The organism is Achromobacter sp. 1012554356, from assembly GCF_059760815.1.
Window position 1 is genome coordinate 1 of sequence record NZ_JCBANC010000046.1, and the last position, 23,378, is coordinate 23,378.

At 65.3% G+C, this 23,378-nt stretch carries 24 protein-coding genes, 3 tRNA genes and 1 pseudogene; 15 read left to right on the forward strand and 13 right to left on the reverse strand.

All coding sequences use genetic code 11. The features are described 5' to 3' along the window. Positions 1–197: pseudogene (locus tag AC6LJW_RS21145) on the reverse strand (acid phosphatase); the annotation flags it as partial. Between the two features lie 217 nt (positions 198–414). On the opposite strand from AC6LJW_RS21145, the gene AC6LJW_RS21150 reads away from it, so the two are divergent. Next, a tRNA-Arg gene (locus tag AC6LJW_RS21150) sits at positions 415–491 on the forward strand. A gap of 177 nt (positions 492–668) precedes the next feature. Then, positions 669–745, forward strand: a tRNA-Arg gene (locus AC6LJW_RS21155). A 181-nt stretch (positions 746–926) separates the two neighbouring features. Here AC6LJW_RS21155 and AC6LJW_RS21160 read toward each other — a convergent pair. Further along, a complete protein-coding gene (locus AC6LJW_RS21160; RefSeq protein WP_056563500.1) occupies positions 927–1,148 on the reverse strand; it encodes a DUF3079 domain-containing protein in 222 nt (73 codons plus the stop codon). 164 nt (positions 1,149–1,312) lie between these two features. Between AC6LJW_RS21160 and AC6LJW_RS21165 the strand changes: the two genes are divergently transcribed. Next, positions 1,313–1,389, forward strand: a tRNA-Arg gene (locus AC6LJW_RS21165). Positions 1,390–1,558: 169 nt separating this feature from the next. On the opposite strand, the gene AC6LJW_RS21170 is transcribed toward AC6LJW_RS21165, so the two are convergent. After that, positions 1,559–2,155, reverse strand: a complete 597-nt coding sequence (locus tag AC6LJW_RS21170) for a short chain dehydrogenase (protein WP_427986917.1) — start codon at positions 2,153–2,155, stop codon at positions 1,559–1,561. A 130-nt stretch (positions 2,156–2,285) separates the two neighbouring features. Between AC6LJW_RS21170 and AC6LJW_RS21175 the strand changes: the two genes are divergently transcribed. Next, positions 2,286–3,170: a LysR family transcriptional regulator gene (locus tag AC6LJW_RS21175; RefSeq protein WP_498088197.1), complete on the forward strand. Its 885-nt coding sequence runs from the start codon at positions 2,286–2,288 to the stop codon at positions 3,168–3,170. Positions 3,171–3,193: 23 nt separating this feature from the next. Here AC6LJW_RS21175 and AC6LJW_RS21180 read toward each other — a convergent pair whose 3' ends face one another. The 3 genes from AC6LJW_RS21180 to AC6LJW_RS21190 form a co-directional block, all read right to left on the reverse strand. Continuing rightward, positions 3,194–3,442 carry a hypothetical protein gene (locus tag AC6LJW_RS21180; RefSeq protein ID WP_175124227.1) on the reverse strand — a complete coding sequence of 83 codons (249 nt, stop codon included), beginning with the start codon at positions 3,440–3,442 and terminating at the stop codon, positions 3,194–3,196. 95 nt (positions 3,443–3,537) lie between these two features. Further along, positions 3,538–4,140 (reverse strand): helix-turn-helix domain-containing protein, encoded by a 603-nt coding sequence (locus AC6LJW_RS21185; protein WP_056563487.1) that lies wholly within the window; start codon positions 4,138–4,140, stop codon positions 3,538–3,540. A 98-nt stretch (positions 4,141–4,238) separates the two neighbouring features. After that, on the reverse strand, positions 4,239–5,027 hold the full coding sequence (locus AC6LJW_RS21190; protein WP_498088198.1) for an SIR2 family NAD-dependent protein deacylase: 789 nt from the start codon (positions 5,025–5,027) through the stop codon (positions 4,239–4,241). A gap of 167 nt (positions 5,028–5,194) precedes the next feature. On the opposite strand from AC6LJW_RS21190, the gene AC6LJW_RS21195 reads away from it, so the two are divergent. Both AC6LJW_RS21195 and AC6LJW_RS21200 read left to right on the forward strand, forming a co-directional pair. Next, on the forward strand, positions 5,195–5,809 hold the full coding sequence (locus AC6LJW_RS21195) for a cysteine dioxygenase family protein (protein ID WP_427988233.1): 615 nt from the start codon (positions 5,195–5,197) through the stop codon (positions 5,807–5,809). 81 nt (positions 5,810–5,890) lie between these two features. Beyond that, a complete protein-coding gene (locus tag AC6LJW_RS21200) occupies positions 5,891–6,655 on the forward strand; it encodes an IclR family transcriptional regulator (RefSeq protein WP_082578861.1) in 765 nt (254 codons plus the stop codon). Here AC6LJW_RS21200 and AC6LJW_RS21205 read toward each other — a convergent pair. Then, positions 6,564–8,213: an FAD/NAD(P)-binding protein gene (locus tag AC6LJW_RS21205; protein ID WP_498088199.1), complete on the reverse strand. Its 1,650-nt coding sequence runs from the start codon at positions 8,211–8,213 to the stop codon at positions 6,564–6,566. The genes AC6LJW_RS21200 and AC6LJW_RS21205 overlap by 92 nt on opposite strands. After that, complete coding sequence (locus AC6LJW_RS21210) at positions 8,210–9,178, reverse strand: Bug family tripartite tricarboxylate transporter substrate binding protein (protein WP_498088200.1); 969 nt, start codon at positions 9,176–9,178, stop codon at positions 8,210–8,212. The genes AC6LJW_RS21205 and AC6LJW_RS21210 overlap by 4 nt, the downstream gene beginning before the upstream one ends. A gap of 311 nt (positions 9,179–9,489) precedes the next feature. On the opposite strand from AC6LJW_RS21210, the gene AC6LJW_RS21215 reads away from it, so the two are divergent. Genes AC6LJW_RS21215 through AC6LJW_RS21235 form a run of 5 tightly spaced genes read left to right on the forward strand, consistent with a single transcriptional unit; the run spans position 9,490 to position 14,508 of the window. Then, positions 9,490–10,659: a CaiB/BaiF CoA transferase family protein gene (locus AC6LJW_RS21215; protein ID WP_056563471.1), complete on the forward strand. Its 1,170-nt coding sequence runs from the start codon at positions 9,490–9,492 to the stop codon at positions 10,657–10,659. Continuing rightward, the gene (locus AC6LJW_RS21220; protein ID WP_056563468.1) at positions 10,656–11,375 is read left to right on the forward strand and encodes an enoyl-CoA hydratase/isomerase family protein; all 720 of its coding nucleotides are present in this window, start codon (positions 10,656–10,658) and stop codon (positions 11,373–11,375) included. Before AC6LJW_RS21215 ends, AC6LJW_RS21220 begins: the two co-directional genes overlap by 4 nt. 29 nt (positions 11,376–11,404) lie before the next feature. Continuing rightward, positions 11,405–12,238 (forward strand): CoA transferase subunit A, encoded by an 834-nt coding sequence (locus AC6LJW_RS21225; protein WP_056563465.1) that lies wholly within the window; start codon positions 11,405–11,407, stop codon positions 12,236–12,238. Continuing rightward, positions 12,231–12,965, forward strand: a complete 735-nt coding sequence (locus tag AC6LJW_RS21230; RefSeq protein ID WP_498088201.1) for a CoA-transferase subunit beta — start codon at positions 12,231–12,233, stop codon at positions 12,963–12,965. The genes AC6LJW_RS21225 and AC6LJW_RS21230 overlap by 8 nt, the downstream gene beginning before the upstream one ends. A 43-nt stretch (positions 12,966–13,008) precedes the next feature. Beyond that, positions 13,009–14,508 carry a class I adenylate-forming enzyme family protein gene (locus AC6LJW_RS21235; protein ID WP_498088202.1) on the forward strand — a complete coding sequence of 500 codons (1,500 nt, stop codon included), beginning with the start codon at positions 13,009–13,011 and terminating at the stop codon, positions 14,506–14,508. Here AC6LJW_RS21235 and AC6LJW_RS21240 read toward each other — a convergent pair. Both AC6LJW_RS21240 and AC6LJW_RS21245 read right to left on the reverse strand, forming a co-directional pair. Beyond that, the gene (locus tag AC6LJW_RS21240) at positions 14,483–15,466 is read right to left on the reverse strand and encodes a Bug family tripartite tricarboxylate transporter substrate binding protein (protein ID WP_056563456.1); all 984 of its coding nucleotides are present in this window, start codon (positions 15,464–15,466) and stop codon (positions 14,483–14,485) included. The genes AC6LJW_RS21235 and AC6LJW_RS21240 overlap by 26 nt on opposite strands. Before the next feature lie 70 nt (positions 15,467–15,536). Next, positions 15,537–16,406, reverse strand: a complete 870-nt coding sequence (locus tag AC6LJW_RS21245; protein ID WP_056563454.1) for a fumarylacetoacetate hydrolase family protein — start codon at positions 16,404–16,406, stop codon at positions 15,537–15,539. 196 nt (positions 16,407–16,602) lie between these two features. Here AC6LJW_RS21245 and AC6LJW_RS21250 point away from each other — a divergent pair, with 196 nt between their 5' ends. After that, positions 16,603–17,271, forward strand: coding sequence for a FadR/GntR family transcriptional regulator (locus AC6LJW_RS21250; RefSeq protein ID WP_056563451.1), 669 nt, complete (start codon positions 16,603–16,605; stop codon positions 17,269–17,271). 584 nt (positions 17,272–17,855) lie between these two features. On the opposite strand, the gene AC6LJW_RS21255 is transcribed toward AC6LJW_RS21250, so the two are convergent. Beyond that, positions 17,856–18,743, reverse strand: coding sequence for a LysR family transcriptional regulator (locus tag AC6LJW_RS21255; RefSeq protein WP_082578860.1), 888 nt, complete (start codon positions 18,741–18,743; stop codon positions 17,856–17,858). A gap of 202 nt (positions 18,744–18,945) precedes the next feature. Here AC6LJW_RS21255 and AC6LJW_RS21260 point away from each other — a divergent pair, with 202 nt between their 5' ends. The 3 genes from AC6LJW_RS21260 to AC6LJW_RS21270 are packed head-to-tail and all read left to right on the forward strand — an operon-like array spanning position 18,946 to position 20,705. After that, the gene (locus tag AC6LJW_RS21260) at positions 18,946–19,425 is read left to right on the forward strand and encodes a carboxymuconolactone decarboxylase family protein (RefSeq protein WP_056563450.1); all 480 of its coding nucleotides are present in this window, start codon (positions 18,946–18,948) and stop codon (positions 19,423–19,425) included. A gap of 9 nt (positions 19,426–19,434) precedes the next feature. Beyond that, a complete protein-coding gene (locus AC6LJW_RS21265) occupies positions 19,435–20,190 on the forward strand; it encodes an SDR family oxidoreductase (protein ID WP_056563447.1) in 756 nt (251 codons plus the stop codon). A 20-nt stretch (positions 20,191–20,210) separates the two neighbouring features. Beyond that, positions 20,211–20,705, forward strand: coding sequence for an Ohr family peroxiredoxin (locus tag AC6LJW_RS21270; RefSeq protein ID WP_498088203.1), 495 nt, complete (start codon positions 20,211–20,213; stop codon positions 20,703–20,705). Between the two features lie 32 nt (positions 20,706–20,737). On the opposite strand, the gene AC6LJW_RS21275 is transcribed toward AC6LJW_RS21270, so the two are convergent. Both AC6LJW_RS21275 and AC6LJW_RS21280 read right to left on the reverse strand, forming a co-directional pair. After that, positions 20,738–21,739 carry a LysR family transcriptional regulator gene (locus AC6LJW_RS21275; RefSeq protein WP_498088204.1) on the reverse strand — a complete coding sequence of 334 codons (1,002 nt, stop codon included), beginning with the start codon at positions 21,737–21,739 and terminating at the stop codon, positions 20,738–20,740. Between the two features lie 141 nt (positions 21,740–21,880). After that, positions 21,881–22,315 carry a cupin domain-containing protein gene (locus AC6LJW_RS21280; RefSeq protein WP_056563439.1) on the reverse strand — a complete coding sequence of 145 codons (435 nt, stop codon included), beginning with the start codon at positions 22,313–22,315 and terminating at the stop codon, positions 21,881–21,883. Between the last annotated feature and the right edge of the window lie 1,063 nt (positions 22,316–23,378).

Sequence of the window (23,378 nt, forward strand, 5' to 3'; positions counted from 1 at the left end):
GGCGCGGGGGCGGGCGCGGGCGCTGCGGGGCTGTCATCGTCGTCGTCATTGGAGCAGCCGGACAGCGCGCCCATGGCGGCCGCGCTGGCGCCCAATGCGGCGATGCCGGTCAGAAAGCCCCGGCGGGTGGCGCGTACGGGCGTTGCGCTGGAGTCGTCCTGCGAAGGTTCTCCAGTGCTTTTGTCTTTGTCGGACATGAAAGGTCTCTTAAGCTTGCGGATGACGTGGCGCACTGTCATTGCGTCACGAAAATCGCCGGATGACAGCCGGCATCGTTAACGGCCGCTAGGCTAAAGAGACAAGGTTCTATCGGTGTGACCATCCGCTGTCGGGAAGCTGTACGCAGCCATCTGCGCGCCGCCCAACTTGCGCATCTTGCGAAACAACGCTATTATTCAAGGCTTGCTTTTTCAAGCGCCCGTAGCTCAGCTGGATAGAGTACCTGGCTACGAACCAGGGGGTCGTAGGTTCGAATCCTGCCGGGCGCACCAAGTTTTTTGTTGTAGTTCGCGCAATGCGCGGATCGGCAGAAAAGAAGACGAAAAAAGCAGCCGTAGTGAAGTGAAAGTTGCAATAAGAACAGTGCGGTAAGACGTTCTCTGCAAAAAGTTCTGCTCCACTACAAACATGGCACGATTATTCTGATATAATTTTGCCTCTTTGCCGGAGCGCCCGTAGCTCAGCTGGATAGAGTACCTGGCTACGAACCAGGGGGTCGTAGGTTCGAATCCTGCCGGGCGCACCAAACATCACGGTCTAAACACCGCGATGCAAAAAGCGGCAAAGAAAATGGAAAGGCCTTTGATCTTGAATCAAAGGCCTTTTTGTTTTGTGCGGCACTTGTTTTGTGCATCGCTGGTTTTGTGCATCACCTGCTTTGTGCATCACCTGTTTTGCGCGTCACTGGTTTTGCACTGCACTGCACATTAATGTGCGGCCTCTTCTTTCTCTTTCGATTCTGGCTTGTCGTCCGCGTCATCGAAGCCCCAATCTCCGAATAGATACCAATCGTCGCCGAGCGATTCCGCCGGGTGCATGGTGCGGCCCGAGCCGTTGCCACAGGCCATGGAATCGGTGGAGCAGTATCGGTCGCAGCCCCAGCAAATGCGTTCGGGGTGTTTGGGATGCAGGGGAAACTTCTTGGCCATGCTGTCTGCCTGATGTGTTCTTGTGGAACTGAGCGTACTGCGCACGGGCCATGCGTTTCATTGACATCTCGCAAACCCACGGGCGCCACTTGCCGAGACCCGATTTAAACGGGGTCGATTTGCATGGCACGATTCTTTCGTGTTATAAACACGCCTCTTTCGGGGCGCCCGTAGCTCAGCTGGATAGAGTACCTGGCTACGAACCAGGGGGTCGTAGGTTCGAATCCTGCCGGGCGCACCAACTTATTCGAGATCATGCTGCACAGCATGATTTCTGCCAGAAAAACGCAGCAATGCGTACGCAAAAGCGGCTTGATGAATTCATCAAGCCGCTTTTTTTTTGTCCGCTTGTCTTGTCAGCGTTTTTCAGTGCCCGCCGCCGGTTGGCGGGTGCTCATTGCGGCACGGCATCACCACACCCGATACACCCGCCCGGTCTGCGCGCCTTCGACGCTGCGGCTGTAGGCCAGCGCGACACGGCTGGCGGGGGCGGCTTCGAAGCCCTGGAAGTACGGACCATAGTTGTTCAGCGACTCTTGCAAAACGGTGGGGCTGACCGCGTTGATGCGGATGCCTTGCAGTTCCACGGCCGCGCCGCGCACGAAACCGTCGATGGCGCTGTTGACGGCGGCCGCGTTCGCGCCAAAGCGGATGGGCTCATCGCTCAGGATGCCGCTGGTCAGCGTGATCGAGCCACCCGCGTTGACGTAGTGCTGGCCGATGAGGGCCAAGTCGACCTGGCCCAGCAGCTTGTCATGCAACCCAACCTTGAACTGGTCAGCCGTCATGTCGGCGATCGGGCCAAAGTGCAGGCTGCCGGTGGCGGAGACGATGGCATCGACCTTGCCCACGCGTTCGAACAGGCTGCGGATGCTGTCGCTACGGGTGACGTCGACCTGGTATTGGCCGCGAGTCTTGCCCACCGCGATGATGTCGTGCCGCTGGCCGAGTTCGCGGGCGATCGCGCTTCCGAGGGTGCCGCTTGCGCCGATGAGGATGATCTTCATGGGTTCTCCGTGGATTGTTGAAATGGGCGCGCCGGCAAGGGCGCCAACGCATGGACGCATTCTGCGCCCCGCATTCCGTCCGAAAAATCCTAGAATTGTTGGATCAGTCAACACTCGGAGTGCGTAATCCATGGATCGCCTGCTCAGCATGGAAGTTTTTGTGGCCGTGGTCGAGCTGGGCAGCCTGTCTGCCGCCGCGGTGCAACGGGATATGTCGCCGGCCATGGCCGCCAAGCACGTCAAGGGCCTGGAGGAGCGGCTGGGATTGCGGCTGATGAACCGCACGACGCGGCGCCAGAGCCTGACCGAGGCGGGGCAGGCGTACTTCGCGCGCTGCAAGACGATCCTGGCCGACATCCGCGACGCCGAGCAGGGTGCCGAGGCGCTGCGTTCGGCGCCGCGCGGCCATCTGCGCATCACCTCGTCGGTGTCGTTCGGTTCATTCGCGCTGGCGCCGGCTATCGCGGACTACCTGTCGATCTATCCGGACGTCAGTGTGGAGCTGTCGTTGAGCGACTTGGTCGAAGACGTGGTGGCGTCGCGTTTCGATGTGGCGCTGCGTATCGGCGAACCCGCAGACTCCGGCCTGGTGGCGCGCCGCATCGGGCTCTATCAGATGATCGTCTGCGCGGCACCGGCATATCTGGAGCGCTACGGCACGCCGGCCGTGCCAGGTGATCTGGCGCGGCATCAGTGCCTGGACTTCTCGCATTGGAGCCGGCGCACCGGCTGGAGGCTGGGCACGGACGAAGGCGGAGAGATGGGGTATCCGGCGGGGCGGTTCGTGTCGAACAACGGGCAGGCGCTCAGGCAGGCCGCACTGGCGGGCTTTGGCATCGTGCTGCAGCCCGAACTGCTGCTGGCCGACGATGTGCGCGCCGGCCGCCTGGTGCCCATCCTGCAGCCTTACTGGCCGGTGGCCCGGCCCATCACGCTCTTGTATGCGAAGGACCGCCAGGCCCCGCCCAAACTCACGACATTCGTGGATTTTGTGGTGACGCGCTTTGGGCGGTAGCGGGGGGGCGGCAACGGCGGCTGTCAGGCGCGTCGTCGGTCCACCGCGGTCAAGGACGTGCCGCTCTTGAGAAGTTGATAGGTCTGGCCGCCCAGCCACGCGACTTTTTCACCGGAACTGGTGCGGCAGACGCAGTGTGTCTTCGGGTCGAAGCGCGGCGTGCCCAGCGCGGAATACGCGCCGGGATCGGAAACGAAACGTTCGATGCGATACAACGTGCCATCCGGCGATGTGGCGAGCACGTCGGTCAATCGTCTTGCGGTGCCGAGCATATTCAATACCTCCATGCGCGGGCCGTCAGGTGTCGGCGCCAAAGTCGTTTGAACAATTCATGGCGCGGGCGCGGGGCAATGCCTCGCGCGCAGCGCTAATGAAACTGTCCGCCTAACAATGAATCATCGAGTTGTTCCGGCGAAACGCCCAGGGCCTCGGACACGCGGTCAAGAATCACCTGCCGGGGCCGCGGGCGCGGCCGTTCCAATTCAATATAGATGGAGTGGTCTACGCCAAGGCGGGCAGCCATGTCAGCAGTGCTGATATTCAGATGCTCGCGCCAGGCGCGGATCAGGCTCCAATCGTTGCCGGTTTTTAGATTGACTACAGCGGGCGGCAGGCGAGCTTGGGCCCCTGCAAACTTTTTGCGTGAGGGGCTCGGCGCGGATGCCGGCTTTTCATCGCTCGGGGCGGAGACGCTGTGACGCGACTCGCCTCGAGGTGTCGTGTGTGCCGTGACGGCGAAAAAGACGGCGCCGCCATTCAACTGGCGGTATTCGTCGTTGCCCACCCAGCACAGCGTTTCGCCGTTGTCGAGCTTGCATTCGCAATCCAGATGGGTGTTGCTGGGCATGCCTTCGAGCAGGGCGATGGTTTCCGTGGTCGTGGCGTGCCGCACCACACGGTGCAAGACACCGTCTGGCGAACGTACGAAGACGTCAGGAAGTCTCCAGGAAAACGGAATGATCATCTCCAAAAGCGAAGCCCATTACACCACTGTCTACCGCGGTTGTAATGGTGAATTTGGGGGTTTCCCCGCAAGTGTCGCGCGCGTGTCATAGCTGTGTGTTTCGGTTACCACGGATCCTCACCAAACCTCGCGGCGGCTAGCAATTCGGGCATCACTTCGGCTGCGGCGCCGCGCAGATTGTGATGGGCCAGCGCATCCAGCGGCGTGGCGGCCGGGTTGACCTGCACGACCGTGGCGCCGCCTGCGATGGCCAACTGTGGCAGTTCGGCGGCGGGGTACACCAGCGACGAGGTGCCGATGCTGAACAGCAGGTCGCATTGCCGCACGGCGTCCGTCGCGTCGCGCCAGGCTTGCGCCGGCAGGCTTTCGCCAAACCACACGACGCCCGGCCGCACCGGAGCGCCGCATGCCGTGCACGGAGGCGGCGTGATGCGCCGGCCGGCATCCGGTTCTTGTGGCGTTTCGGCGGCAAAGGCATGCGGCGCGCCGCAGCGCGAGCAGCGCGGCGCATGCAGGCTGCCGTGCAGATGCGTGACGGCGCGGCTGCCTGCGCGCTCGTGCAGATCGTCCACGTTCTGCGTGATGACGGTCAGCGCCGGGACATGGAGCGCGAGTGTGGCGATGGCGTGGTGCGCGGCATTGGGTGCGGCGCGCAGGACTTGCGCGCGCCGCCATTCGTACCACCCCCAGACGACGTCGGGATGCTCCCGGAAGGCTTCGGGCGTGGCCAGCGCCTGCGCGTCAAAGCGCGACCAGAGCCCGGTCAAGGCATCGCGGAACGTGGCGATGCCGCTTTCGGCGGACACCCCTGCGCCCGTGAAGACAACCACGCGGCGCGCGTCGCGCAGCGCCTGCGCCAGCGCGGGCGGAATATCGTGATGCGTGTTTTTCATTTCCAACCTTGCAGACAGTCCGATACGCTGCACGCGCCGGCAAGGACCTGTCAAGCGCGGTTGCGCGGGGTTGGTCCGTGCGGGAATCGGCAGGCGCGTGCGTTGCCGTCCTGAATCGTGGATACTCTTTTTTCATTCTGGGATTTGATCCCGCCTGGAGACCTGCAATGCCTGAATCGAACAACAGCGTGGAACGGCTGCGCCGTTTTATCGCCACCGCGACGCGGCTGGCCACGCCGCAGGCGCTGGACCAGACGCCCGAACTTGAGGCGGCGTTCGCGGACCTGGTGCGCCACGACGATTGGCTGCCCGAAGCCTGTACCGCGCCGCATCCGCAGTTCTATCAACAGTTCCTGCTGCATTGCGACCCGCTGGAGCGGTTCTCGCTGGTGAGCTTTGTGTGGGGACCCGGCCAGTCCACGCCCGTGCACGATCACGAGGTCTGGGGCTATGTGGGCATGCTGCGCGGCTCGGAGATCAATCAGCGGTTCGTGCGCGGCGCTGACGGGCGCTTGGCGTCCGCAGGCGAGGCCACGACCCTTCGGCCTGGCGATGTGGAACGCCTGTCGCCGGCCGAGGGCGATATCCATCAGGTGTCCAACGCCTATCCCGACCGGGTCTCGATCAGCGTGCATCTGTATGGCGGCAATATCGGCGCGGTGTCGCGCCATGTTTACGACCCGGACACCGGCATGGCCAAGCCGTTCGTGTCGGGCTATTCGTCGGCCAGCCTGCCCAATCTGTGGGATCGGTCGGCCGCCGTCCGCGCCACGCTGGGCTAGCAAGGGCGCTGCGGCAAATCCGCTGTTCCGGCGCCGCGTCTCGTGCTATGTTCCCGTCCTAAATATTAGGAAAAACTACGAATGGACAAGACGCTGCTCAAAGGGCTGATGGTGCTGGAAGCGGTGACCGATGTGGACAATCCGCCTCGCACCATCGATGCGCTGGCGGCGCGCGTGGGCCTGACCCGCAGCAATACGCATCGCACCTTGCAGACGCTGATCCACGCCGGCTATGTCATCAAGGACGACGACGGCGGCGGTTACCGTGGCGCCGTGCGCCTGTTCGAATTGGCGGCGCGGCAGTTGGCGCAACTGGACGTGCGCAAGCTGGCCGCGCCCTACATGCGCACGCTCGCAGATCAGACCGGCGAGACCGTGCACCTGTCGGTGCTGGACGGCTTTGATGTCGTCTACGTGGACAAGATCGACAGCCCGCAGCCCATTCGCGCGTATTCCATGGTGGGCGGCCGCGCGCCTGCCTACGCAGTGGCAACCGGCAAGGCGCTCCTGGCCTACCAGGCCGAAGGCTACGTCGAACGTTACGCCGAGCAGATGGTGCGGCACACGCCGTCCACCATTGTGTCCATGCCACTCTTGAAAGACGAACTGCGCAAGATCGCGCGGGCCGGCTACGCGGTCAACCGCGGCGAATGGCGGGAAGGGGTGGGCGGGCTGGCCGTGACCGTGTTCAACAGCCTGGACCAGCCCGTCGCGGCGGTGGGTATCTCGGGACCGCTGGACCGCCTGAGCGCCGCTAGGATGAAGCAGCTTGCGCCGGATGTGGCGGCCTGTGCGCAGTCCATCTCTCAGGGGATGGGATATCGCCGGGGATTTCTGGATCAATAGCGGTTGGGGCGCGCAGCGTGGCCGCGATCCGCTCGGCCTGATCGCGCGCGAGCCGGGCGTTAACGTCCATGGAGGTGGTCCAGAAGTACGTGCCGCCCGCCAGACTGCCCAGCACCGAGACGCCCGCCTCGATCTGGCTGCCGGCGTTTTTCAAGCAGCCGGTGTCGTAGTCCAGCGCCAGTCCGCCATGCGGATCGGCCTGCGCGTGACCGTCGCGCAGCAGCTGGGACACGAGCGGATCGTCCGTGCGCTGCGCATCTACCGAGAAGCTCGTGGCATTGATCAGATGCTGACTCAGATGTTCGGCTTGGCCGCCCGCCGTGCGCAACCGCGTGCGGAACAGACCCGTGGCCGAATCGTGACCGCAGCCGGCAAAGCCGGCGGCAACGCGAAGCTGGTTCGCGCCGAACAAGGCCTGCAGTTTCAGGGCGTTGCGCATCGGGAAGGTTGCACGGCGCGCCATCCAGATTGATCGCCATTGCGACTGGAAGCGGCGCCGTTCGGTGTCCGGCAGCAGATGCCAGATCTGGTCCACCGCCGCGTTGGTGGCGGCGGCCACCGCCTGCCATGGACGCGGCGCCGCGGACGACCGGCGGATTTCATCGTCCAGTGCGGCTCTCGCGTCGCCTTCCATGCCAAGCACGTCGTTGTCGTCCAGCGAACCTTGCTGCGCCCGCACCTCGTCCTGCAGCGCCTGCCAGATGGTGTCCAGCGTCAGCGCGCCGCCGTGCCGGGCCGCCAGCCGAAGGGCGCCGTCGCGGCTCAGGTGATGCAGCGTGCTGGGCGCGCGGTTGTGCGGGCTGCGCACCGACGGCAGCCGTCCGTTACGCGAGACGCACAGGATGGGCCCGCGGTGCCCGGCCTGCTGCAGCGCGGCCACGGCGTCCACGGCGCTCAAGCTGGTGCCGACGATGCACACGGAGGCATCGGGCGCGATGGCGTGCGTCAGCGACGACACCGGATACGGGCTATTGAAGTAACCCGCCACGCCCTCCAGCGCGGGGAACGCCTGCGAAGGCAGGTTGCCGTTGCACAGCACGACGTGGCGCGCGGCGAGCGGAGCGCCGTGAGCGGGTTGGACGCGCACGCGGCCGTCGGGCTGCGGGGTCACGCGGTGTACGCGGCTAGGCACGTGTGCAAGCGTCACGCCCAGCGATTCGGCAAGCAGGCGGCAGCGCGCGTAGACCGCGCGCAGGTAGGCGCCGAACAGCGGGCGCGGCAGGAAGTCGGCGGGGTCGATCGTGGTGACGCCGTAGCCTTGGAGCCAGTTGGCATCCTGTTCGCGCAGCCAGTCGACAAAGTCCAGCCGATGGTCGGCGCGTGCGGACATGTTGCCCGCCGGAATGTTGAGGAGGTTGCTGCGCAGGTCGTCCTGGTAGGCGTCGCCAGGACCGGGGGCGGCCTGCGGTTCGAAGAGATGGATCGTTGGTGGGCGCAAGCCCGGCCCAGCCTGCAGCGCCAGCAGGAACTGATAGAGGAAGCTGACGCCGACCGAGCCGCCGCCCGCGATGACCAGGTCGGTTGCGGCCGGCGGGGCCGATGCGGGGCCGCGCGTCATTTCGCCGCCGACAGGCGCACCACGTCGGCCCAGCGCGCAACTTCCTGCTTGAGCATCCGACTGGTGTCGGCAGGCGAGGTGGCAATGGCGTCGGCGCCGAGTTTCAGGGCGGCCTGCTGCACGGATTCCATTGCCGCCGCCTTTTGCATGCCGTCCGACAGCTTGTCCAAGACCGTGGGCGGTGTGCCCGCCGGCGCGAGCAGCGCATACGTGGTGGCGACCGAATAATCCTTCACCCCCTGTTCCGCCAGCGTCGGCAGGTCGGGCAGCGCGGTGGCGCGCTTGGCCGTCGTGACGCCCAGCAGGCGGATCTTGCCGCTGGCGACCTGCGGCAGCAGCGCGGGCAGCGTTTCGATGACCATGTCGATCTGACCGCCCAGAAGATCCGTGATGGCCGGCCCGCTGCCGCGATACGGCACGTGCATGAGCCGCGTGCCGGTGACTGCCTGGAAGAGTTCGCCCGCCATGTGCTGCGAGGTGCCGGGGCCGGCCGATCCGAAGGTGATGGATCCCGGTTTGCTCTTGGCCAGCGCGATCAGCTCCTGCACGTTCCTGGCCGGGATCTTGCTGCTGTTCACCGCGACCGACATCGGCATGCTGGTGGCCATGGACACGCCGACGAACGCCGTGCCGAAGTCGTAGCCCGGCTTGTCGGGCATGGCGGCATGGATGGCATGGCTGCCCACCGCGCCCATCAGCAGGGTGTAGCCGTCGCCCGGGGATTTGGCGACGAATTCGGCGCCGATCTCGCCGCCCGCGCCAGCCTTGTTTTCAACCACCACGCTCTGGCCCAGGAAATCTCCCAGATGCTGAGCATAGATGCGGGCGGCGGCATCGGTTGCGCCGCCCGGCGGAAACGGCACCACCATGCGTACGGGTTTGGTCGGCCAGTTGTCGGCCGATGCGGGGTTGGCCGACAGCGCCAGCACCGTGCTGGCCAGGGCAATACGCCACGACAGTCTCATGCAAGTCTCCTCGGTGGATGGGCCAGCATGCGACGGGGCGGTTCGCGATTGCGGGGCGCCGGGGCCGCTGCAGTCCTCTTTGTTGAATCCTAAATATTAGGATTGATGTTTCAATAAATGGTTTACGTAGAATTCCACACGGTGCTATGCTGGTCAACAATTAACCGCAGCACCTAGGGATTGCACTAAGACTGGCCCTGAGGGTAAGCGGTTTTCGCTGAGGCGGGTCTGGATGATGCCATCGTTGATGGCCGCGTCTTATACTGTTTTTCGCATCCCAAATATTGAATTTTCATAACGAGAGGTCAGACATGACACCCAGTTCGTCGCTTGCCGGCATTACGGTGCTGGAGATTTGCAACGTTGCGGCGGGACCCTTTTGCGGCATGTTGTTGGCGGACATGGGCGCGGACGTGATCAAGGTGGAGAACCCGGAGGGCGGCGATACGCTGCGCAGCTGGCCGCCCATCTCGGACGGCTACAGCGAGAACTTCGCCTCGCTCAACCGCAACAAGCGGTCGGTGACGTTGAACCTGAAGGATCCTGGCGATCTGGTCCTGGCGCGGGAACTCGCGCTACGCGCCGACGTGCTCATCGAAAACAACCGGCCGGGCGTCATGGAGCGGCTGGGCCTGGGCTACACGCAGTTGCGCGAGGCCAATCCCCGGCTGGTTTATTGCTCGATTTCCGCCTACGGCCAATCCGGGCCGCGCGCGCAGGAGGGCGGCTTTGACCTGACCATTCAGGCAATGAGCGGCATCATGAGCGTCACGGGCGAACCCGGCGGCGAGCCGGTCAAATGCGGCGTGCCGCTGGCGGACTTTTCCGCGGGGCTGTACGGCGCGTTCGCCATCGCGTCGGCACTGCGTGCGGCCCAGGCTAGCGGGCAGGGCACGCACATCGACGTGCCGATGCTGGGCGCCACGTTGGGCATCGCCGCCTTGCAGACGTCCGAGTTCTTCGGCAGCGGCAAGGATCCGGTCAAGCTCGGGTCGGCCCATCCGCGCAATGCGCCGTACCAGGCCTTTCGCTGCAAGAACGGCTATTTCGGCATGGCCGCGGGCAACCAGGCGCTGTGGAAGGCCGTGTGCGCGACGGTCGGGCGCGAAGACCTGCTGGCCGATCCCCGCTTTACCGACACCAGCGCCCGCGCCCGCAATCAGACGGCGCTGCGCGACATCCTGGAGGAGATCTTCGCCGAGCATGAGGCGCAGGACTGGCTGGCGCGCTTTCGCGCAGCCGGCGTACCGTGCGCGCCGATCAACACGTATTCCGAGGTGCTGGCGGACCCGCAGGTCGAGCACATGGGCTGGGTGCAGGCGCTGGAGCTGCCCAATGGCGTGCAGACCCGCACGTTTGGTCTGCCGGTGCGGTTCGATGGCGAGACCACGGCGTTGCGCCGCCGCCCGCCCGCGCTGGGCGAGCATAACGACGAGGTGCTGGGACCGCTGCGCGACGCCGGCAAGGGAGGCAAGCAATGAGCGTATTACGCATCGACCGGCAAGGGCCGCGACACGTGCTGACGCTGGCGCGTCCCGAAAAGATGAATGCGTTGTCGGCCGACCTGGTCGATGCGCTGATCGCCGCGCTGGACGAGGCCGAAGGCGAACGTGCCCAGGTCATCGTGCTGCAAGGCGAGGGAAAGAACTTCAGCGCGGGCTTTGACTTTGGCGATTGGCAGACGCAGAGCGAAGGCGATCTGCTGTTGCGCTTCGTGCGGATCGAGACCCTGCTGCAGCGGCTGGCGGCATCGCCGTGTCTGACGGTGGCGCTGGCGCACGGGCGCAATTTCGGCGCGGGCGTGGATGTGTTCGGCGCCTGCAAGTGGCGCATCAGCGCGCCGGACGCAACGTTCCGTATGCCCGGTCTGAAGTTTGGGCTGGTGCTGGGCACGCGGCGCTTTGCGTCGCTGGTGGGCGCCGAGCGCGCGCGCACGATTCTTGAACAGGCGGCCACGTTCACTGCCGAAGACGCATTGCGCGATGGCTTCGCCAGCCGCCTGGCAACACAGCAGGAGTGGCCGCAGATCGTCGAAGCGGCGCTGGAAACCGCCGGCGCGCTAACCGATGCCAGCCGCGCGCAGTTGTACGCGGCCCTGTCGCAGGAGACGCCGGACACGGACCTGGCGCGGCTGGTGCGTTCGGCCGCGGCGCCGGGTTTGAAGGACCGCGTGGCGGCATATCTGCAGGCGCGCTAGGCGCGTCCCATCGAGCAGGGAGGAAGACAATGGCTTCAGGATTCAACCAAAAGAACAAGCAGTGCAGCTTGCAGGAACTGGCGGCGCTGGTGCCCAACGGGGCGTCGATTGCGCTGGGCGGCAGCTTTCTGCATCGCGGACCGTTCGCGTTCGTGCGCGAACTGATCCGCCAGGAAAAGCGCGATCTCGAACTGATCAAGCAGTCGCCGGGGTACGACGTGGACATCCTGTGCCGCGCGGGCGTGCTGCGCCGCGTGCGCGCGGGCATCGTCGCGATGGAAGGCAATTTCGGGCTGGCGCCCTGGTATCGGCGCGCTGTCGAGCGCCACGAGATCGAACTTGAGGAACACGCCTGCGCCAGCCTGACGGCGGGGCTGCGCGCGGCGGCCTTTGGCGTGCCGTTCCAGCCTTGCGGCGGCCTGCATGGCAGCGGCCTGCCCGAATTGAATGGGTGGAAATGCCTGGATGATCCGTACGGCAGCGGCGAAAAAACCTGGGTGGTGCCGGCGATCAAGCCGGACTTCGCCGTGATCCAGGCGTCCGAAGTGGATGCGCTGGGCAACGTGCGCGTGCACGGCACGGCGCACTGGGACCGCATCATGTCGCGCGCCGCGGGCAGTGTGCTGGTCGTGGCCGAAAAGCAGGTGGACAGCGCCGTGTTTGAGGCGCAGCCCGAATCCACGCTGGTGCCGTATTTCATGGTGCAGGCCTTTGCGGTCGTGCCGCAGGGCGCGTGGCCGGGGTCGTGCTGGCCCGATTACGCCATCGACTACCCGGCGGTGGAAACCTACATGGACAAGAACAGCGATCTGCGCGCGCACATGGCGGCGGCGCCCGAAGCGCGGGAGGGAAATCATGGCTGAGCAATGGTCGGGCTTTTCGTACATCGTCACCAATCTGGCGCGCTTTATCCGTCCTGCAGAAATCACGTTCAGCGGCGTGAACTCCACCATGCCCATGCTGGCGTGCCTGCTTGCCAAGCGCGCCTATGACTGGGACTTCGTGTACATCAACGTGGCGGGCGGCGTGAACCCGCGGCCATCGCACATTCCGTTGTCCAGTTCGGATCCGGTGCTGGCCGAGCACACCGCGTCGATCTTTTCCAACGAAGACTTCTACGACCTGTGCACGCGTGGCCGCATGGACCTGACCTTCCTGGGCGCCGCGCAGATCGACGGCGCGGGCTGCGCCAACAACTCGTGCATCGGCGACTGGCATGAACCCAAGGTCCGGTTGCCCGGCGGGGGCGGCGGGGCGGTGATGCTGCCGACGGCTCGGCGCGCCTGCACCTGGCGCACCGAGCATTCGCGCCGCACCTTCGTGCCCAAGCTGGACTTTATGACGTCGTGGGGCGGCTTTCATGGCGTGGTGACGCCGATTGCGGTGTTCGTCAAACGCGACGGCCGGCTGGCCCTGCAATCCTGGCATCCGGAATCCAGCCTGTCGGAAGTGCGCGAACGCACGGGTTTCGAATTCGACGCCATCGGCGCGGGTCCGACCGAACCGCCGACCGAGCAGGAAGCCCGCGCCTTGCGCGAGCTGGACGCCGGTGGGCAGTTCGAACGCGACGCCGCCGTCGCACTGCGCTGACCGCGCGCCACTCATCAACGAGCCCGTTACAGGGGGAGTAGTCATGACGATTGCCGATGCCACGGTCGTGGCGGCGTTTGCGCGCTTGTGGGACCAGCCGGAATGGGCGGCTCGCACAGCGTTGGTGACCGCCGAGGAAACGGTCAGCTACGCGGATCTGCGCCGCCGCGTGGGACAGGCAGCGGGCGGCCTGCGGGCCGCGGGCGTCGCGCCGGGCGATTTCGTTGGCGTGGCGATGGAGCGCTCTTTGGCGCAGGTGCTGGCCATTTTGGGCGTCATGGCGGCGGGCGCTTGCCCGTGCCCGCTGGAGCCACGGCTGTCGGTCGAGGAAACCGCGCGGCGCGTGGCGGCGGTGGGCTTGACGTGGATGCTGGCGGACGACGACAACGCCGCCACGGCCAGCGCCTGCGGCCTGCCCGAGGCGCGCGTGCTCGATGCCGCGCAGGTGGCGTCGGCCACCCCCGACTGGGCGGGCGCGGACATTGCGCCGCAAGCGCCGGGATTGTTGCTCTTCACGTCGGGCAGCACGGGCAATCCGAAAGGCGTGCTGCTTTCCCATCAAGGCCTGGTGAACAACGCGCGCGGCGTGCTGGCGCATACGGGCCTCACGCCGTCGGATTGCCTGCTGCACGTCATGCCGCTGCATCACACCAACGCACTGAACAACCAGATTTTCACGCCGCTGTTGGCCGGCGCCAGTGTGGCGCTGGCCGGCCGGTTCCGCGCGCAGGATATGCCCGGCCTGCTGGACGCGTTCAGGCCCACGATCATCACCGGCGTGCCGACGATGTATGCGCGCATGCTGGAACTGACGTTCGATCCGGACAGCCTGGCCGGGCTGCGTTTCGCGCGTTGCGGCTCGGCGCCCATCACCGAGGCCTTGCATCGCAGGATCGAAGCCTTTCTGGGATGTCCGCTGGTAGTGTCCTACGGGTTGTCGGAGGCCACGTGCACGTCCACGATGAATCCGCCGGACGCGCGGCGCGTGGGGTCGGTGGGCACGGTGCTGCAAGGACAGGACGTAAGCCTGCGCCTGCCCGATGGCGGCCTCGCGCCGGCCGGCGCCGAAGGCGAGATCTGCATTGCGGGCGACAGCCTGATGCTGGGCTATCTGGGCGTGGATAGCGCGGACGCGGGGGCGCTCAAGCTGCTGCGCACCGGCGATCTGGGCCGCTTCGACGCGCAGGGTTTTTTGACCATCACCGGGCGCATCAAGGACGTGATCATCCGGGGCGGCGAGAACATTTCGCCCGCGCTCATCGAAGGCGTGGTGACGGGGATGCCTGGCGTTGCCGTCTGCTGCGTGGTGGGGGCGCCGGACGATGATCTGGGCGAGACACCCGTGATCTTCGTCCAGCGCAACGGTGAATCCGCGCCCGACGCGGCCGCCATACAGGCCGAAGTGCTGGCGCGGCTGGGCCGGATCTATGTGCCGCGCGACGTGTGCTGGGTCGACCGGCTGCCCGAGAACGCGGTGGGCAAGGTCGACCGCAAGGCGTTGGCGCGGCAGGCGGCGGCTACTCCACTTTGCCGATCCGCTTGACCGCAACTTCCAGCGACGCGGAGTCTTTTTTCCAGTAGTCGTCGAATGCCGGCGCGTCCAGGTATTGCACCGGGCTGCCGGTGCCGGCAATGCGCGCCTGCACCGCCGGATCGCCCGCGATCTGCTTGACGGCCTGGCGCAGCTTGTCGATGACGGCGGGCGGGGTGCCTGCCAGCGCGAACACGCCGGACCATTGCACGAAACTGGCGTCGTAGCCCTTGGACGTCAGCGACGGCACCTCGGGCAGGCTGTCCAGCTTGCCCTCGCCCCAATGCGCCAGCGGCCGCACGCGTCCGGCCTGGATCAGCTGCATGACGCTGGACGGGCCGGTTGCCAGCGCGTCGACCTGGCCGCCAACCAGGGCCTGCACCGCCGGACCGGCGCCCGTGAACGGCACGTGCATCATCTTGATGCCCGCGGCGTTCTGCAGCATTTCCATCGGCACGTGCATCGTGCCGTAGATGCCGGAACTGCCGTAGCTCAGCTTGCCGCCCTGTTTTTTTGCGGCGTCGATGAATTCGTCCAGCGTCTTGTACGGCGCGTCCGCGCGCACGACCAGCACGGTGGGATCGGCAGTGATACGGGCGATCGGCACGAACTGGTCAAGCTGATAGGCCGGCTTGCGTTCGAGCAGGCGGTCGGCGGCGGGCAGGATGGAGATCGACGACAGGCTCAGCAGCAGCGTGTAGCCGTCGGGTTTGGCGCGGCCCGCCTGGCCGATGCCGATGGCGCCGCCCGCGCCGCCCTTGTTTTCGATGACGATGGGCTGGCCCAGCTTGTCGCCCAGGGCCTGCGCCAGGGGCCGGGCGATGGTATCGGCGACGCCGCCGGGCGGGAAGGGCACCACCATCGTGACGGGACGCTCCGGGTACCCGGCGGCCATCGCGGACGTGGCGCCCAGGCATAGCAAGGCGGCAGCAGCCGCCCGTCTGGCTACATGCTTGCAGCGCAGGTTCATGTCTCACTCCTTAGGTCTTTTGTGCTGCGCGGCGCCGGTTGCTTGTGACCGGCGCTCGTTTACGCGGGCGTCAGACGAATCGGTTTTCGATCCTTCCAATGCCGTCGATTTCGATCCGGACGACGTCTCCGTGCTTGAGGAACTGCGGCGGATTCAGGCCCTGGCCCACGCCGGCGGGCGTACCCGTGGCGATGACGTCGCCGGGATACAGGGTGATGCCGCGGGAGCAAGTCTCGATCAGCGTGGGGATGTCGAAGATCAGGTCTTCGGTATTGCCGTCCTGGCGCAGATCGCCGTTGACCCAGCAGCGCACGCGCGTCTGACGGCCGTCCAGCTCGTCGGCAGTGACCAGCCACGGACCCATGGGGCAAAAGGTGTCGAACGACTTGCCCAGGTCCCACTGCTGGTGGCGCATCTGCACGTCGCGCGCGGTGACGTCATTGACGACGGTGTAGGCGATCACGTGGCTCATGGCCTCGGCGCGCGAAATATTGCGGCCGCCTTTGCCGATGACCACGGCCAGTTCGGCCTCGTAGTCGATCTTGTCGGAGATGCCCGTGGGCAGCGTCACGTCGGACCAGGGGCCGACCACGGTCTGCGGCACCTTGGTGAAGACGATGGGCCAGGATTCCGGATTGGCGTCGTTGTCCTTGAACACGGAGTCGCGCAGTTCCTTGGCATGGGCGTGGTAGTTGCGGCCCACGCAGAACAGGTTGCGCGGCTGCGCGGGCAGGGGCGCTTCGTGCTCGACCTGATCCCAGCGATAGGCCGGACCCGTTTGCGCGGGCAGGGCGCGGCCCTCGGCCAGCCATTGCACCGCCGTCAGCGCGCCGGCTGCCGCAAGTGCCGGGGGGAAGTCCAGTGCGGTGACTGTGCTGCCGTCGTCCGACACCACACCCACGCGCCGCTCGCCATTGACTCGGAATACCGCGATTTTCATGCTTGCTCCTACGGCGGCCGGGGCCGCCTGTGATGACATACCAAAAAATACCAATTGGGTTGTTTATAGGCCCAATTGCTGGTGTTGGGCAGAATAAACCAAAATTCTCCGGACGCGAATCCGTTTTCTAGCAGTGATATAAGATTTTATTGGACTGATTTGGTATCATCCGCAGCGTATTCATCCGGGAACACCCATGGACAAAGCCTCCGCCATGCGGGCAGTCATCATCGAAAATCTCCAGTCGGGCGCTTGGCCTGCGGGTCATCGCCTGCCGACCGAACGCGCCTTGAGCGAGCAATTCGGCATCAGCCGGTCAACCGTGCGCCGCACGCTGACGCAGTTGAAGGAAGAAGGCCTGATCTCGCAGCGCGTGGGCAGCGGCACCTATGCCAACCCGCCCACCGCGCTGGCGCAGACCGAGGCGGTGCTGCGCGGCGAGGTGCTGTCCACCAGTCCGGCCGAACTGATGGCTGCGCGGCTCGTGCTGGAACCGGCCATTGCGGCGCTGGTCGTGCAGCACGGCACGCCGGCCGACTTCGCCGCCATGCAGAATGCGTGCGATGAAGCGGAGGCTGCGGCCAGCTTCGAGGCATTCGAGGTGTGGGACGCGAAACTGCACGAGCTGATGGCTACGGCCACGCACAACCTCTTCATCGAAAAGGTGTTTGCGTTGATGACCGCAGCGCGCTCGCAGGCGACGTGGGGCGCGCTCAAGCGCAAGAGCCTGACGCCCGAGCGGCGTGCGGCGTATCAGATCGAACACCGCGAGATCGTCGAGGCGCTGCATGATCGCGACGCGGACCGCGCGATGGCGGCCGTGCGGCGGCATCTGGTGCATGTCAGGGAGAATCTGCTGGGGTGATAGGGGCGCGGGTCTGACGGGTCGCTTGCGATTGCGGTGTCAGACACCGGGGCACGTTGCGATGGAGGTGTCTGACACCCTTGATGCGGTGGAGCAGGATGAAGGTGGTCTCACCAGGGTGTCAGACACCGGGGCACGTTGCTATGGAGGTGTCTGACACCCTTGACGCGGCGGGGCAGGATGAAGGTGGTCTCATCAGGGTGTCAGACACCGGGGCATGTTGCTATGGAGGTGTCAGACACCCTTGACGCGGCGGGGCAGGATGAAGGTGGTCTCATCAGGGTGTCAGACACCGGGGCACGTTGCTATGGAGTTGTCTGACACCCTTGATGCGGCGGGGCAGGATGAAGGTGGTCTCACCAGGGTGTCAGACACCGGGGCACGTTGCTATGGAGGTGTCTGACACCCTTGATGCGGTGGAGCAGGATGAAGGTGGTCTCACCAGGGTGTCAGACACCGGGGCATGTTGCTATGGAGGTGTCTGACACCCTTGATGCGGTGGAGCAGGATGAAGGTGGTCTCACCAGGGTGTCAGACACCGGGGCAAGAGAACTTCGGGTGTCGGTGTGCGCGCTAGACCGGGCCTAATTCACCCTCAAATGCCGTTGCAGCGTGTCCAAAAACACCTTGGCCCGCGCTGGCGTCACGCGGTTGTCGGTTAGTGCGTAGATGGTGGCCGGCGGCAGTTTCCAGTCGGGCAGGATCTGCTCCAGCGCCAGTTCCCGCAGCGTTTGCGACAGCGCCTGATGGCTGGGCATCCAGGCGATGCCCAGCCCGGCAGTGGCCAGCTGCACGCCCAGCGCCGCACTGTTGGTGCCGATGTGGGTCGGCCCGCGGACGTTGAGCAGGCTGTCTCCTTCGCCCAGCGTCCAGTCCGGCAGGCCGCCCGTGATGATGCGCTCGTGCAGGCCCAGGTCTTCCGGGCAGGCCGGCCGCCCGAAGCGGTCCAGATAGCTGCGTGCCGCGACAAGAATCCATTGCACCTGGGCCACGTGTTTCTGGATCAGCGCGGAATCCTCGAGCTCGCCCGTGCGTAGCATCAGGTCGAAGGGCTGGCCGTTGCGGGCGGTGCCGGCCGAGCCGAGTTCCACCTCGAACGAGATCTGCGGATAGGTCTCGCGCAGTTCCTTCAATACCGCCGGCAGGATCATGGTCAGTCCCGGCATCACCGACACGCGCAGCGTGCCAGCCAGATGGTTCAGGCTGGAATGGATGCTTTCGTGCGCGGACAGGGCGGCTTCGACGTGCACCGCGCATTGGTCGAAGTACTGCTGGCCGATCGCCGTCAGGCCGATGCTGCGGGTGGTGCGGTTCAGCAGCTTGTACCCCAATGTCTGCTCCAGCTGTGTCAGGCGCCGAGACAGCGTGGCCACGGGGATGCTGAGTTCGGCGGCGGTGGCGGACAGCTTCCCGCGTTTGGCGACTTCCACGAAGTAGTGAATGTCCTGCATCGAAATATCGTTTCTGTTCATGATGGGTTCCGGGCGCGAGCCTTGATTGCCAGCGTATTTTCGGCGTGATGGGGCGTGGCGATTGTTGTCATTGCGGCAACATCGTGGTCCCTGCGCCGGGGCTACTGCCGCGCGGCGCGCCGGCCTACGATTTGGGCGTCGAACAAACCAGCGCAACACCCGATACCCCCATCGGGAAGCGCCCAACCACCCAGGAGTCACCATGAGCCAACGTCTCAACGCCTTTGCCCAGTCGCCCGAACTGTTCAAGAAATTTGTCGAATTCAGCATGCTGGCCAAGGCTGGCGCGATCGAGGAGTCCATCCTGACCCTGGTCGACATCCGGGCCTCGCAGATCAACGGCTGCGCCTTCTGCCTGGACATGCACATCAAGCAGGCCAAGATTGCCGGCGAACGCGAACTGCGCCTGCACCACGTCGCCATCTGGCGCGAATCGAACCAGTTTTCGGCGCGCGAACGTGCGTGCCTGGCCTGGACCGAAGCGCTGACGACGCTGGGCGTGCACGGCGTGCCGACCGAGGTGTATGAGCGCGTGCGCGGTGAACTGTCCGAAAAGGAAATCTCGGACCTCAGCTTTGCCATCATGGCCATCAATGGCTGGAACCGCCTGAACGTGGGCTTCCAGACCGTGCCCGGCTCGGCGGACAAGGCGTACGGGCTGGACAAGGCCCAATTCAACTAAGGAACGATCATGAAAATCCTCGTCATCGGCGGCACGGGCCTGATCGGCTCCAAGCTCGTCAAGCTGCTCACCGAACGTGGCCATGAGGCCATCGCCGCGTCCCCCGCCACCGGCGTGAACACCATTACGGGCGAAGGCCTGGATGCGGCCTTGGCCGGCGTTGACGTGGTGGTCGACGTTGCCAACTCGCCGTCCTTCGAAGACAAGGCTGTGCTGGAGTTCTTCCAGACCTCGGGCCGCAACCTGCTGGCCGCCGAAAAGCGAGCCGGCGTCCGCCATCACGTCGCGTTGTCGGTCGTCGGCACCCGCCGCCTGGCCGAAAGCGGTTACTTCCGCGGCAAGATCGCGCAGGAAGACCTGATCGAAGCCGCCGGCCTGCCGTACACCATCGTCCACAGCACGCAGTTCTTCGAATTCCTGGGCGGCATCGTGCAGTCTGGCACGCAGGGCGATGAAGTGCGCCTGTCGTCCGCCTACGTGCAGCCCATCGCGTCCGATGACGTGGCGCTGGCCATGGCCGACGCGACGCTGGGCGCGCCGGTGAACGGCATCGTGGAAATCGCCGGTCCCGAGAAGGTCAGGCTGTCGGAACTGGCCCAGCGCTACATGGGTAAAATCGGGGACACTCGCACCGTGCAGGCGGACGCCGGCGTGCGCTACTTTGGCGCGCTGCTCGACGACGACACACTGGTGCCGGGATCCGGCCCCCGCCTGGGCAAGATCGACTTCGAAACCTGGTTCAGCCGTTCGGGCGCAAAAAAGTAGCGGCGGGCACAAGGACCCACATGAGCAAACTGCGGCCTCCTTCCCAAAACCTCCTGGACAAGTACCGGGGCGGCGACTTCCGTCCCCTGTACACCACCAGCGTGACGGTGCGCGGCGGGGAGGCCGCGCACGGCCGCGCCTCGGGCATTGCCATCTCGGACGATGGCGAACTGATCGTGGAACTGCGCCTGCCGGTGGAGCTGGGTGGCACGGGCGGGGGCACCAATCCCGAACAGCTGTTTGCCGCCGGCTACGCCGCGTGTTTTCACGGTGCGCTGAGCATGCTGGCCGAGCGGTCCGGGCTTTCCATTCCCGAGGCGTCGGTCACGGCCACCATTTCGTTCGGGCGAGATCCGGTCGATGGCCTGTTCGCGTTGACCGCGGACGTCAACATCCACCTGCCCGGCCTGGACAAGGCCCTTGCCGAGGAACTGGTGCGCAACACCGAGCGCCTCTGTCCGTATTCCAAGATGGCGCAGGGCGGCATTGAAAGCGTGGTGGCGCTGACGCAGTAGCGCGTCGTTCATCGCGCATCACTGCCATCCCTTCAAGCCTGCTTCACCAGCAGGCTGTCCAATATCTGCAAGTCCATCGCGCGGATGTTTTCGGTCATGTAGTCGATGAACGCGCGCATGCGCGCCGGCAGGTGCTGGCGGCTCAAGAAACACAGGTAATGGCCGCGGTCATCGGGCGCGTATTGCGGCAGGCAGGCGACCAGCGTGCCGGCGCGCAGGTGATCGCAGACCTGATAGGCGGCCATCTGCGCGATGCCGTGGCCATCCAGCACCGATTGCAGCACCAGGTCGGCATCGTTGAACGTCAGCATGGCGGGCGGCGCCACCTTGCGCAGCTGGCCGGCCACCTTGAACTCCCACTCGAACACGCGGCCCGACGCCAGCTTGAAATTCACGCAGGCGTGGTCGGCGATGTCGTCGACGCTGGCGGGCAGGCCGTGCGCGGTGGCGTAGGCGGGCGAGGCGCACAGCATCATCTGCATCGGGATGATCTTCTTGGCGATCACCTGGCTGTCTTCCATGCGGCCATTGCGGAAAGACACATCGACCCGGTCCGTGGTGAAGTCGGTGGGGCCGTCGTCCAGCAGCAGCTCGACCGAGATGCCGGGGTTGGTTTCGCGGAATCCCTTGAGCAGCGGGGCGACGACCTTGCGGCCAAAGCCCACCGTGGAGCACACCCGCAGTTGGCCCGACGGCGGGCCTTCACGCAGTTCGCGCATGTCGTCCAGGGCCTGGATGATGCGCTCGACGCCGGGGTGGCATTGTTCGTAAAAACGCTGGCCTTCGGGCGTGAGCGACGTGCTGCGTGTGGTGCGCACGAACAGGCGGGTGCCAAGCTGGTCTTCGAGCTTCTGGACGCTGCGGCTGACGGCCGAGCGGCCGATGCCGAGCCGGTCGCCCGCCTTGGCGAAGTTGCCCTCGGCGGCAACGGCAATGAAAGCCATGACACCGGCATAGCTGGTGGCAAAGCTGTCGGCCAGGGAGTCCGGCCCGTTCGAAGAGGTATCCGAGGGGGTTGGGTAGGGTGTCGACATGGTGGCGGCGCCGCAAGTGGGTTGATCCTACAGCTAAGACGGCGGGCGCCGCAATCTTGTGACATCAAGCGCAAAAGAAAAAAGCCTTCCCTGGGGGGAAGGCCTGCTGGCGTTCTGAGGGGCGGCGTCCGCCCGGCGTCCCTATTTGACCGGCGTCAGGGCGGGGGTGCCTTGCTTCTTGATGAGGACGACCACGAACTTGGCCGGCTCGGTCTGGCTGGCGTTGCGTCCCACGGTGTGGATGTCGTCGGGGCCTTCGTAGAAAGTTTCACCGGGCTTGAGCGTGACTTCCTTGCCGCCCTTGACCTGCATGACGATCGTGCCTTCGAGGACGTAAACAAAGCCGTAGGCGTCGTGGCGGTGGACGGGGTCGGCGCCGCCGGGCGGGTAGTCGACGACGAGCATCAGGGCTTCCTTGCCGGGGATGTCGGGCAGGGCCTTTGTCATTACTTCGGTGACGACGGGGTCGGTGGGCTTGGGCGTGGCCTGGGCGTGATGGGAGGCGGCTTGGATGGGCTGGCTGAGTAACGTCGCTGTGGCGATGAAGGGTAAGAGGAATTTCGTTAGCTTTGACATGGTTTGTCCTTGGAGGGTGACGGGTTCATCGTAGATTTGGTGGGGGCGGGGCGGTAGGTCCGTGTAAGGGATCACGGTGTTGCCTGGGATGCACCAACGTTCTTGGGTCGCACGACGTTGCGGTCACAGTAGTCGCAGTAGGTCGCCCGACGCCGTGCTGCTAGGGTCTTTGGTTTGGGGCGCTGTAAGACCTGTGGTCGGGGTAGAAAATCTGCGGGGCCGCCGGGTTGCTGCCGCCCGGACGGCGGCAACCCGGCATCGGGCCGGAGGGGCGTCGTGGCGGTGATCGCTTGCGCGCTGGTGACGGTGGTTTGCTAATGGCCCGCCGTCACGGGGGGAGGGGCGATGATGGGCGGCGCGGCGACGTTCAGCCACAACTTGGCGACCCGTACGCGCCGCCCATCGGGCACGGGAGTTCAAATGACGATTAACGTCGGTTGGGTCTGAACTTCCGAAGAGCGTCTGCCGCTGTCGGTGTCTGACACCCTAGGGAGACGCACTTGGTATGAAGCAAATCTCACCAGGGTGTCAGACACCTCATTCAGTCTTACGAATTCGAGGGGTGTCAGACACCTCATTCGGCATCCGGTACTGGAGTTCAAATGACGGTTATTGCGGTCTCTGCTGAATCTGCCGAGAGCATCTGCCGCTGCCGGTGTCTGACACCCTCGGGAGACACACTTGGCATGAAGCGAATCTCACCAGGGTGTCAGACACCTGGAGCAGAAGCAGCCACACGCGAAGCGTCATCGCCACGCCGTAAGACGCCGCGTAAGTCCCTGAAGGCCGCCCGCGCAACCGAACGGGGACGGGCATCGCAAGACGCTTCTAGCTCGAAGAGCCCCCCGCAAAAACGCCAAGCACACCGACATCCCCGCCGCCCGAAAAATTTCAACTGCTCGAGTCCGGTGCGGTGGCAGCCCGGGGTGCGCGGGGCGTCGATAAGCCCGAGGGAATCTGAAGGGAGCCGAAGGCGGACGAAGATGACGACGGGGGGGGCGGAGTGAAGGCTCCGGACCGCGATCGTGGCCCCGCGCGCCCCGGGCTGCCGCCGAGCCGGACG

What these genes read in the sequence shown, in the direction of transcription:
- AC6LJW_RS21160 (WP_056563500.1), bottom strand. Translation starts at nt 1,148, where the DNA reads ATGGCCAAGAAGTTTCCCCTGCATCCCAAACACCCCGAACGCATTTGC.
- AC6LJW_RS21170 (WP_427986917.1), bottom strand. Translation starts at nt 2,155, where the DNA reads ATGAAGATCATCCTCATCGGCGCAAGCGGCACCCTCGGAAGCGCGATC.
- AC6LJW_RS21175 (WP_498088197.1), top strand. Translation starts at nt 2,286, where the DNA reads ATGGATCGCCTGCTCAGCATGGAAGTTTTTGTGGCCGTGGTCGAGCTG.
- AC6LJW_RS21180 (WP_175124227.1), bottom strand. Translation starts at nt 3,442, where the DNA reads ATGCTCGGCACCGCAAGACGATTGACCGACGTGCTCGCCACATCGCCG.
- AC6LJW_RS21190 (WP_498088198.1), bottom strand. Translation starts at nt 5,027, where the DNA reads ATGAAAAACACGCATCACGATATTCCGCCCGCGCTGGCGCAGGCGCTG.
- AC6LJW_RS21195 (WP_427988233.1), top strand. Translation starts at nt 5,195, where the DNA reads ATGCCTGAATCGAACAACAGCGTGGAACGGCTGCGCCGTTTTATCGCC.
- AC6LJW_RS21200 (WP_082578861.1), top strand. Translation starts at nt 5,891, where the DNA reads ATGGACAAGACGCTGCTCAAAGGGCTGATGGTGCTGGAAGCGGTGACC.
- AC6LJW_RS21205 (WP_498088199.1), bottom strand. Translation starts at nt 8,213, where the DNA reads ATGACGCGCGGCCCCGCATCGGCCCCGCCGGCCGCAACCGACCTGGTC.
- AC6LJW_RS21210 (WP_498088200.1), bottom strand. Translation starts at nt 9,178, where the DNA reads ATGAGACTGTCGTGGCGTATTGCCCTGGCCAGCACGGTGCTGGCGCTG.
- AC6LJW_RS21215 (WP_056563471.1), top strand. Translation starts at nt 9,490, where the DNA reads ATGACACCCAGTTCGTCGCTTGCCGGCATTACGGTGCTGGAGATTTGC.
- AC6LJW_RS21220 (WP_056563468.1), top strand. Translation starts at nt 10,656, where the DNA reads ATGAGCGTATTACGCATCGACCGGCAAGGGCCGCGACACGTGCTGACG.
- AC6LJW_RS21225 (WP_056563465.1), top strand. Translation starts at nt 11,405, where the DNA reads ATGGCTTCAGGATTCAACCAAAAGAACAAGCAGTGCAGCTTGCAGGAA.
- AC6LJW_RS21230 (WP_498088201.1), top strand. Translation starts at nt 12,231, where the DNA reads ATGGCTGAGCAATGGTCGGGCTTTTCGTACATCGTCACCAATCTGGCG.
- AC6LJW_RS21235 (WP_498088202.1), top strand. Translation starts at nt 13,009, where the DNA reads ATGACGATTGCCGATGCCACGGTCGTGGCGGCGTTTGCGCGCTTGTGG.
- AC6LJW_RS21240 (WP_056563456.1), bottom strand. Translation starts at nt 15,466, where the DNA reads ATGAACCTGCGCTGCAAGCATGTAGCCAGACGGGCGGCTGCTGCCGCC.
- AC6LJW_RS21245 (WP_056563454.1), bottom strand. Translation starts at nt 16,406, where the DNA reads ATGAAAATCGCGGTATTCCGAGTCAATGGCGAGCGGCGCGTGGGTGTG.
- AC6LJW_RS21250 (WP_056563451.1), top strand. Translation starts at nt 16,603, where the DNA reads ATGGACAAAGCCTCCGCCATGCGGGCAGTCATCATCGAAAATCTCCAG.
- AC6LJW_RS21255 (WP_082578860.1), bottom strand. Translation starts at nt 18,743, where the DNA reads ATGAACAGAAACGATATTTCGATGCAGGACATTCACTACTTCGTGGAA.
- AC6LJW_RS21260 (WP_056563450.1), top strand. Translation starts at nt 18,946, where the DNA reads ATGAGCCAACGTCTCAACGCCTTTGCCCAGTCGCCCGAACTGTTCAAG.
- AC6LJW_RS21265 (WP_056563447.1), top strand. Translation starts at nt 19,435, where the DNA reads ATGAAAATCCTCGTCATCGGCGGCACGGGCCTGATCGGCTCCAAGCTC.
- AC6LJW_RS21270 (WP_498088203.1), top strand. Translation starts at nt 20,211, where the DNA reads ATGAGCAAACTGCGGCCTCCTTCCCAAAACCTCCTGGACAAGTACCGG.
- AC6LJW_RS21275 (WP_498088204.1), bottom strand. Translation starts at nt 21,739, where the DNA reads ATGTCGACACCCTACCCAACCCCCTCGGATACCTCTTCGAACGGGCCG.
- AC6LJW_RS21280 (WP_056563439.1), bottom strand. Translation starts at nt 22,315, where the DNA reads ATGTCAAAGCTAACGAAATTCCTCTTACCCTTCATCGCCACAGCGACG.